Raw genomic sequence first — 2,794 nt, forward strand, 5'->3', positions numbered from 1 at the left:
CCAATCCGGTGAACATCACCTCCAAGTTCGTCTACAAGCCGAGCTGAGGGCGGCGGACAAGGACACGCGTGCCGGGCGAGATCAACTGTCTCTTCACGAAGGGGCTCATCCCCTTCGTGGAGAAAGAGGCGGGGCCGGAGGCGGTGGCCAGGTTGTGCCGGGTCGCGGGGCGGGAGCGCGACTACCTCATGGCCGATCACAACTGGCTGCCCCTGCCCGTCGCCAGCGAGCTGGTGCGCGTGGCCATGTCGCTGACCGGGGACGTCGACGAGGAAGCCTGGGTCGCGCGGGCGGCCGCCGACATGATGGCGTGGAAGCCGTCGCGGGAGTACCGCCACTACCTCGGCACCTACACGATGGGGATGGGGACCCCGCGGGACGTCTATGCGGCCAACGTGAGGGCGTCGGCCGCCATCTCGCGCTTCTCGACGCTCGAGATCGTGAGGTCCCGACGGAGCTCGATGGTCTACCGGCGCGCGCCCCTCGCGGGCTACGCGATTCCCCGCTGGTTCTGCGTCTGGGAGAACGAGAAGTGGAGGTGGTACCCGAAGAACTGGGGGCTGCCCGCCGCGACCATCGTCGAGCATCAGTGCGCGGCGCGCGGCGCGGATGCGTGCGTGGTGGAGGTGCACTGGAAGAACCCGCCGCTCGGGCGCCGGTTCTGGGGCCCGGTCGTCGCGGGCGCGGTGGCTTCCTTGACGCTGGTGGGGCTGATGGAGGCCAATCAGGTCGCCACCTGGCTGGGCGAGGCGGCGGCGCTCGCGCTGCCCGTGCTGCTGGGCGGGGCGATCGGCTGGGGGCTCCGCCAGCGCGAGCGCTGGGAGCACACCAAGCGCATGCTCGCCCTGCAGTCCGAGGAGATCCTCTACTCGAACAACGAGCTCGAGAAGAAATTCCGCCACCTCGAAACCACCATCGAGCAGCTCTCACTGCTCAGCGAGCTGTCCGCGGCAGTGAACGCGACGCTTGACGTGGAGCTGATCTACCAGCAGGCGCTCGAGCGGCTGGTCGAGGGGATGGGCTACCAGAGCGCCTACCTCTACCTCGTGGACCGCTCCCGCCGGACCATCCACGAGCACCGAGCGGCGGGCACCGTACGCGCGAACCGGCGCTTCGGCGACGTCGAATACCGCCTGGACGATCCGCACTCCGCCGCGGCCGAGGTCGTCCGCACCGGCCGGCCCCTCGTCGCGGACGACGTGGAGCGCACGAGCCTGCCCATGGACGTGGCGACGGCGCGCGCGTTCGGCACCCGTTCGGTGGTCATGGTGCCCCTCAAAGTCAAGGAGATGGTCGTGGGCGCGCTCGCGGTGACGTCTAGTGAGGCTGGACGTGTTGGGGAGCCCGACCGCGAGCTGCTCGCCGCCGTGGCGAATCACGTGGCGCTCGCGGTGGATCGCGCGGCGAGCTTCCAGACCATCGAGGAGCTGAGCCGCGGCCTCGAGGACAAGGTGCGGGTGCGCACCGAGCAGCTCCGCACCGCCAACGAGGAGCTACAGGCGGCGTACCGCGAGCTCCAGGCCACCCAGCTCCAGCTCGTCCAGCGCGAGAAGATGGCGTCGGTCGGCCAGCTCGTGGCCGGGGTTGCGCACGAGCTCAACAACCCGATCGGCTTCGTCTACTCCAACGTCACCACGCTGGAGGACTTCGTCCGCCGGCTCCGCGGCATGCTCGAGGCCTATCGCGCCGCGCCCCTCGCCGCCCCGGATGGGGCGCGCCTGCAGGCGGAGTGGGAGTCGCGCAAGGTCGACTACGCGCTGAAGTACCTCGACTCCATGATCCAGGGCATCAAGGAAGGCGCGGAGCGCGCGCGCAAGATCGTGCGCGACCTCCGGGTGTTCGCACGCACCCAGGACGACGTGTGGCAGCCGGTTGACCTCCACGAGGAGATCGAGTCGAGCCTCACCCTGCTGAACCATCTCCTGAAGGACCGTGTCACCGTGCACCGCAAGTTCGGCGAGCTCCCCGAGGTGGAGTGCATCCGCTCCCAGGTCGACCAGGTGTTCCTGAACCTGCTCGCCAACGCCGCCCAGGCCATCGCGGGCCCTGGCGCCATCACCATCGAGACCCGGCGTGAGGGCGACGCGGCGGTGATCGCGGTCGCCGACACCGGCCCCGGCATCAGCCCCGACGCGCTGGGCCGCGTGTTCGACCCGTTCTTCACCACCAAGCCGGTGGGCGAGGGGACCGGGCTCGGGCTCAGCATCAGCTACGAGATCGTCACCAAGCATGGCGGCGAGATCCGCGCCGAGAACGCGCCGGGCGGCGGCGCCGTCTTCACCGTCCGCATTCCGCTCGCGCGGAAGGACCGGGCGTGACGCTGCCGCCGACCGTCCTCATCGTCGACGACGAGACGCGCGTGCTGGACTCCCTCGAGGCGCTCCTCGCCATGGACTACCGGGTGCTGCGAGCGGAGCGACCCGAAGCGGCCCTCGACCTGATCGTGCGGAAGCCGGTGGCCCTCGTCATCAGCGACCAGCGCATGCCGGGCATGAGCGGCACCGACTTCCTCGCGCGCTGCCGCGAGCTGGCCCCGGAGACGGTGCGGGTGCTCCTCACCGCGTTCACGGACGCCGAGGCGCTGATGCAGTCGATCAACGCCGCCAACATCTACCACTTCATTCTGAAGCCATGGGATCCCGCGGAGCTGATCCACACCGTGCGCCGCGGCGTGGAGCGTCACCTCCTGAGCGCGGAGCGCGAGCGCCTCGTGCAGGACCTCGCGGCGAAGAACGCAGACCTCGAGGCCACGCTCGCCGACCTCCGGGCCGCCCAGGCCCGCGTGGTGAGCGAA

General features: G+C 70.0%; 2 protein-coding genes. Both read left to right on the forward strand.

Translation table 11 applies throughout. From position 1 onward, the window contains the following. Nucleotides 1-68 precede the first annotated feature (68 nt). Nucleotides 69-2,318 carry an ATP-binding protein gene (locus VFX14_23185; protein HEU5192595.1) on the forward strand — a complete coding sequence of 750 codons (2,250 nt, stop codon included), beginning with the start codon at nucleotides 69-71 and terminating at the stop codon, nucleotides 2,316-2,318. Further along, nucleotides 2,315-2,794: response regulator (locus VFX14_23190; GenBank protein ID HEU5192596.1), on the forward strand; the 480-nt coding region annotated here is incomplete at its 3' end. The genes VFX14_23185 and VFX14_23190, both read left to right, overlap by 4 nt.

This window comes from Candidatus Methylomirabilota bacterium (assembly GCA_035764725.1).
Classification (GTDB): domain Bacteria; phylum Methylomirabilota; class Methylomirabilia; order Rokubacteriales; family CSP1-6; genus DASRWT01.